4 protein-coding genes and 1 pseudogene are annotated in these 6948 nt (G+C 54.9%); 2 read left to right on the top strand and 3 right to left on the bottom strand.

The features are described from left to right. Positions 1-12: 12 nt before the first annotated feature. Entirely contained in the window at positions 13-3048 is a 3036-nt protein-coding gene (locus tag HBN61_RS19615; protein WP_262498815.1) for an autotransporter domain-containing protein, read from the top strand. 218 nt (positions 3049-3266) lie between these two features. Here the strand turns inward: HBN61_RS19615 and HBN61_RS19620 are convergent, their stop codons facing one another. From HBN61_RS19620 to HBN61_RS19630, 3 genes and pseudogenes are all read right to left on the bottom strand, one after another. Continuing rightward, positions 3267-3896 carry a serine/threonine protein phosphatase gene (locus tag HBN61_RS19620; protein ID WP_346266465.1) on the bottom strand — a complete coding sequence of 210 codons (630 nt, stop codon included), beginning with the start codon at positions 3894-3896 and terminating at the stop codon, positions 3267-3269. 38 nt (positions 3897-3934) lie between these two features. Continuing rightward, a pseudogene (locus HBN61_RS19625) lies at positions 3935-4632 on the bottom strand (hypothetical protein). A 1-nt stretch (position 4633) separates the two neighbouring features. After that, complete coding sequence (locus tag HBN61_RS19630; protein ID WP_170047680.1) at positions 4634-5401, bottom strand: MarR family transcriptional regulator; 768 nt, start codon at positions 5399-5401, stop codon at positions 4634-4636. A 390-nt stretch (positions 5402-5791) separates the two neighbouring features. Between HBN61_RS19630 and HBN61_RS19635 the strand changes: the two genes are divergently transcribed. Beyond that, positions 5792-6376 carry a hypothetical protein gene (locus HBN61_RS19635; RefSeq protein WP_170047682.1) on the top strand — a complete coding sequence of 195 codons (585 nt, stop codon included), beginning with the start codon at positions 5792-5794 and terminating at the stop codon, positions 6374-6376. Positions 6377-6948 lie beyond the last annotated feature (572 nt).

Raw genomic sequence — 6948 nt, forward strand, 5'->3', positions numbered from 1 at the left:
AAAAAACGGGCCATGTCATTGGCATTGGGCATGGCGTATGTGGGCATGATCGGGCAGGTGCAGGCTGCCCCTTATGTGGAGGCCGGGCGGGCAGGGCAGCCCGATAGCTGGCGCAGCCCGGAATTCAAGGCGGACTGGGGCTTGGGCGCGATCAATGCGCAGGATGCCTACGCAGGGGGCTACAGCGGCAAGGGCGTCAAACTCGGGATTTTCGATCAGCCGGTCTACGCACAGCATCCCGAGTTCAACAGCCCGAACAAAGTCATCACCCTGACGACCACCGGTATTCGCGAATACACCGACCCCTACATTCCAGTCAAAGCCGGTGACGCGTTCATTTACGACGGCAGCCCTTCTGCCGGATCGGATGGCAAATTGGGCTCCCACGGCACCCACGTCGGCGGTATTGCGGGGGGTAACCGCGATGGCGGCCCGATGCATGGCGTAGCCTATGACGCGCAAATCATCATGGCCGACAACGGCGACCCCGGCCCGGAAGACGGGATTATTCGCGGTAACGACGGCGCCGTTTACAAAGCCGGTTGGGATGCGCTGGCCGCCAGCGGGGCGCGGATCATCAACAACAGTTGGGGCATTGGCATCACCGATACGTTTCGTCTGGGCGGGCGCGATCCGGCCTATCCACACTTCACCGTGGCCGACGCGCAGAAGCAGTTCGATCAGATCGTGCCGCTGCTGGACACCAAGGCAGGTGGCGCTTACAGCGGTGCCATCGAATCGGCGCGCAGTGGCATCGTGACCATTTTCGCCGCCGGTAATGACTACAACCTCAATAACCCGGACGCCATTGCCGGGCTGGCGCATTTCGTCCCGGACATCGCACCTAACTGGATCACAGTGGCCAGCTTGCAGAAAAACCCGGACACCGCCAGCGCCATCCCTTACACCCTAAGTACGTTCTCATCGCGCTGCGGGTATGCGGCAAGTTTCTGCGTGTCCGCACCGGGCACCGGGATCTACAGCGCCGTGATTGGCGGCACAACCCTGGACAACATGACGGTCGGTTACGGCAATAAAAGCGGAACCTCAATGGCGGCGCCTCATGTAGCAGGCAGCGCAGCGGTATTAATGGAGCGCTTCCCCTACATGACCGGTGCGCAAGTGGCAGGCGTGCTCAAATCCACTGCAACCGACCTGGGCGCGGCGGGTGTGGACGAGCTGTACGGCTGGGGCATGATCAACCTGCACAAAGCCATCAATGGGCCCGGCATGTTCATCGCCGATGCCGATATCCCACAAACGTTGCGGGTAGAGGGGTCGTACGGCGACGGCCAGTTTGTGGCAGACCTGCCGGGTGTGGGCGCGCTGATTGATGCCGGAAAACCCACAGAGCGACGCTGCACCGATGTCAGCTGCGGCCTGGATGTCTGGCGTAACGATATTGGCGGCCATGGCGGGCTGACCAAGCAAGGCATCGGTACATTGGTGCTGGCTGGCGCCAATACCTACAGTGGGCCGACGGCAATCAATCAGGGCTTGCTGGCGGTGAACGGTTCGCTCAGCTCCGCCGTGACGGTCAACCAAAACGGCGTACTGGGTGGCAGTGGCCAGGTTGGCGCGCTTACTGCCAACGCGGGCGGTACTGTCGCGCCGGGCAATTCTATCGGCACGCTCAACGTGGCGGGTAACGTAACCTTCGAGCCCGGCTCAACCTACGCCGTCGAGTTATCCCCAACCCAAAGCGACCGACTCGTGGCGGGCGGTAAAGCCACATTGAATGGCGGCACAGTGACCCTGGCACTGGAAAACAATCCTGCGCTTTTGAGTCGCCAGGAAGCCGGCAGCCTGTTGGGTCAGCAGTTCGACATTCTGCAGGCCGCGGGTGGGGTAGAGGGGCAGTTCGCAAGCGTCTTGCCGAACTACCTCTTCATCGGCGGGCAACTGGATTATTCAGCCACTGCAGTGCAACTGGGCATCGAGCGCACTGCCGCGTCGTTCGCCAGTGTCGCACTCACACCTAACCAACGTGCAGTGGCTGGCGCAGCGGAAGGACTGAACGCTGGCAATGCGGTGTATGAAGGGATTTTGCTGTCCCCATCTGTCACCAGCGCACGTCAGGCATATCAGCAATTAAGTGGTGAGATACACCCGGCCATTGCTACACAACTGATCAATGACAGTCGTCACTTACGGGATGCCGTGGGTGATCGGTTGCGCCAGCATGATCTCTACACAGCCAGTGCGCAGGCATCCGGGCAAAACAGTGTATGGGTCAAGGCGCTCGGCGCGTGGGGTAAAACTGACGCGGGTTCATCCAACGCGCAATACACCACCTCATTGGGCGGCATGTTAATCGGGGCGGATGGGCTGATTAGCGAAGCCACACGCCTGGGCGTGTTCACCGGCTATAGCCACAGCGGCCTGAACATGGGAGAGGGAACGCACGCCAACGCGTCGACCGACAGCTACCACCTTGGCGCCTACGTGGGGCATGAAATCGATGCCCTGCGCCTGAGTGCGGGCGGATCCTATAGCTGGAACCGCATCGACGTGAAACGTGATGTGCAATTTGCAGACATCGATACCAAACAAAAAACCAAACGCGATGCGGAAACGGCGCAAGTATTCACCGAAGCGGCTTACCGCATTGAACTGCCAGCGTTGGCGCTCGAACCCTTCGCCAACCTGGCGTATGTACACGTGCGCAGTGACAGCTTCCATGAAAAGGGTGGAGCCGCTGCCCTTAAGGGAAGCCGAGATAATCGCGAAGCCGTGTTGTCGACGCTGGGCATGCGAGCTGCAAAAACCTTCATCCTCAATAGCGATCAGCACATGGAGGTAGCCGGCAGTTTGGGGTGGCAGCACAACCTCAACGCCGTGGGCTCGGATCAGGATCTGAGCTTCGTGGCAGGCAGCACACCGTTCAGCGTGCACAGTGTTTCACTGGCCCGCGATGCCGCAGTAATCGGTGCTCAAGTAGGCGTGGCGTTGGGTAAAAGCACACGTCTGGAGCTGGACTACAACGGGCAATTGAGCAACAAGGACAAAACGCACGGGGTAGGGCTGAACCTGAGCTGGCAATTCTGATAAACAACTTTTCACACGCATAAAAAAGGCCAACGCAAGCGTTGGCCTTTTTTTCCTGCATTACAGCCGCATTGTAGGCTCTCAAAAAAGATGGTTCCAGGGGCTCAGCAAAAGCTGCCGCGAGATCATTTTTTTTTGTGATTCCACCGATCAGGTTTCACAGAAAAAATGAGAATGGCCTAACCGATTCACACAATAGTTAGTTGGCTCCGCCGGCCTCACATCCTCACGTCAATCCAAGTGACATCATCGCTCACAACAGCAATGTCACCAGCTGGCTCATTGATCGCAGCAGCTTGTTGCGATTCAGTGAGTTCAGCCCAGAACCCATCAGTGGCAAAGACAAAACGAGTTCCAGCTGGTGACAACTGGCGTACAAAGTCTGGATCCGGGGCGCGGGTTGCCCTGAGGCTGCGGGTCACCAGGTTGCGTGTAGGATCAAGCGCCAATTCGCGGTGCGATCGGTCCCGCTTCCAGTTTGCTTTGCAGTGTGGAGGAGTAAACCATTCAATTTTGCCATCGCTTCCGGCCATCCCACAGGCGCAATCACCTTCATAAGCGACGGTGAGTTGCCCCTGCGATGCGACACCAATCAGGTAGCTGGTGGTTCCAGTCTGGTTGGTGAACAACTGCCGGTGCATATCCACCAGGATACCGTTGAGCAATTGTTCAACCAGATCTTGGCTGGAGTCATCTACGCCCTGGGCAATATGGCTCTGATAGGCCCTGATCACACCCTGCGCCAAGCCTTGAGCAAGTTGGCCGCTGCCCGGCTTCGAGGTTCCATCCATAATGACAAAAAAACCTCGTGTTCCATCGATCTCGGCAACTGCGAAATCGTGGTTCACTGCTCGCTCATACCCTTTTATGGTCCTCGTTTGATATCTCATGCGAGCGCGCTCAGATCTTTCATACGTTGATGAATGAGCTTTTCACGCCCAGGGTTAGCCCGAACAGAGCCTGAGCTCTCAATCGCATAATCAATACCGCTAAGTTTTGCCAGAGCGCCGATACCCGCGGCAATGTATTGCCTGAGTTCTTCGCTGGCTTCACTGACTTCTGCCAAAAGTTCTGGGCGTCCGTCAAGCAGGATGATGATGTCCTCACTTTGTGGTACGGGTCGCCTTCTCCTCGGCCACTGAAGGCTTCGAGCTTCGTCGCCAAGAAGAACGCTGGCTTGAAGATTCGGATTGCCCGACCGTTAGGAAGCTCGAATGGTACAGCCTGAGCCAGCCCTTCCACATACCAGCGGTTTGCGTAGCCGAGAATCGATGCGTCGCTTGGCATTACATCGACGATGACATCGTTGAACCTGAACCGGCAGTTCACGTCATCTTCACCAGTAATCTTGAAGCCCTTCGCTGCAAGGCGCACTGTGAGCTTTTCCCAGGCAGAAATGCCTGCGAGCTCAATAACCAGGTCGACATCGTCGGTGAATCGGATGTCGTCCAGCACTGCGCTATCGGTGACCAACATAGCGGTCGTACATCCACCGACAAAGGCGCACTCAGCCAGAAACTCGTCGCCCAAACCATCAGCCACAAACGAGATAAGCTCGTAGTTGTGGTCCGCATTCGATGCCATATTACTTCAGCTCCATTCCTGCCTTCAGTATGTTGACAGCCACGCCACACTCCCTCGGGCCACCAACGCGGATCGCGTCTACAAGCGCTAGGTAATGATAAAGGGTCCTATCTTTTTTTACTGCCTCTGGCACCGTCTTGTAGAGGGGCTCAATCGACTGGCCCCGCTCGCTGCCCAGCGGGTCGGGCCAGACGGGTATCAGTCCGCCTGCACTTTTTAGGCTTTTCGAAAGGGCTGGCGCAGCAAAGCCAGTAGGGATGCCGCGAACAATCGCACCTGGCTTCACTGGGAAAAAGTACTTCAGCGCATGTTCGGTAATCTTGAGCAGCTCGCGGCGATTAACCTTTGGAAGACCGGTTTCGTAATCGCTGGTAAGAAGGCCGGCATTACGGCAACGCACCATGGCGTTGGAGACTTCACTTTTACTGAGGCCAAGCGATGCGGAGAGCGCCCGCAAGGAGTAATTTTCGTTCCAGCTCGTTACCGGCGTCGACGGCACCACATCCGACCAGCCTTCCCATCGATCTGAGTCGCCCATTGGCGCATCGAGTTCTTGCGGTCGAAATACCGTGTCTTCGTCACTGGTGGGTAGCGCGGACAACGCCCGACCGACAGGATCGCCGACAACGATTAACCCACGCATCTCTAGCTTCAGCATGTTCTTCACCTCCTCAGAGGTGGATTCAGATTCCATACGCCCAAATAGGTTTTCCTCTTGAGCGTGAAGGCTGGTCATTTTGAAAAGCAGCAAAATGTCTTGACTCTTCATGATAGTATTTTCTCAGAATGTCCACGATCCATAAATCGTGGACATTATCATGTCGATGCAAACCAGATAGTCAAGCAAAATATTTGTCCAACCCTTAAATCAGCAGCGGTTAGCAGGCAAAGGCGTACGCAACTGGACACCAGTCGTAAATCGCGCCCCCTCTTATCTGAAAAAATAAAAATTCGTTGACTAATACTATAAACCTAAAAAATAAACGTCCACACTCCATGAAACGTGGACGTTTAGTTTTTTGTAATTTCATCATAGTCAAGAAAAATGGTGGATTGATGCAGGGAAGGGGACAGAAGAGCTTGCAAGGTGTTTAGAGAATCCGGGACGATTCAGTCTCTGCCAACTGCAGAATTTAAATTTTAGGCTCTAAGGATTGTCATGCGCCCTCATTCACTAAGCACTGCACTCATTACTGAAAATGCATTTCAACTCGTTGCTTGGAGCGCTGGAGCCAAGGAAGCTCAGGGCCACTTTGTCGATAGCGATGACCCCGGTGCATGGGGAGCCACAAAACCGAACTACGTCTACAATTTGCAAACTACAATCAGCGAGCTTTTGGTGGTAACGGCTACAAAGATAAGAATTCTCCAGGATTCGCTGGGCCAGCTAATTTTTGATCCAGGGGAGATGGCAAAGATTGATGCTGAGGTCTCGGAACGGCACCCATCGGCGCATCTTACGAGCAGTAAGGCCAACCTCTCGATTCGGGAAACGTGCAACAAAATTATCCACGCGACATCAGTGGCATTCGTAATGCGAAACGCAGATGGAAAGTTGGAAGAGTTTTCATATTGGTCAGAGGACCTAGCAGGTTTTTGGTTTAGTGGTGAAGTTCGACTTAAAGGTGAAAACAAAGGTAAGAAGTGGGAAGTTTTACTTAACCCTGCCAAATTTGGTGTTTGTATTGTCGACTACATCAATGAATTGGAATCGGATCACGGAATTCATAGGGCGTGGGAATAAAAACCAACAGTTCGTTCCAACCGACAGTATTGGCCAGGCTCCAACCTGAATACCTAAAAAGAACTCCTATTCATCGCCGAGTTAACCGAGCTACCTTGGGAACTGGAGCCTGCTGTCGAGCCGCAGAGCCCAAACTCTTACGTTAAAGCTGACGGAAGGTAATTACAAACTGCGAGATTGAACCACTCGTCTCGCTTTACAAACCTAATTGTATTGGCGCTGACGCCGAATTGACCCAGTGGCCGATACCATACTGACCCAACACCAATCGACCAAAGTCCAGCACAGGTAATGGCTTACAAGGTAAGAGCATGGGTTAGTGGAATTTCGGTAACAGGGTCAATCCTGCGCTGACGATAACACACCGATAACCCTAAGGGTCCGCCCAAGGGGTTCATAAGGTCTGCCTGTAACCCATTCAGCCCATGCACCGTTTGGTACGACATGTAGTGGTCTAATGAAACCGGACACCCATTTAGGCGAGAATGCTCGCCAGATCGAGGTGTCAGATGACCAAACAACGCCGTTCCTTTTCTGCTGAATTCAAACGCGAGGCTTCCGACCTCGTGCTC

It is taken from the genome of Pseudomonas sp. WS 5071, from assembly GCF_012985765.1.
GTDB lineage: Bacteria > Pseudomonadota > Gammaproteobacteria > Pseudomonadales > Pseudomonadaceae > Aquipseudomonas > Aquipseudomonas lundensis_A.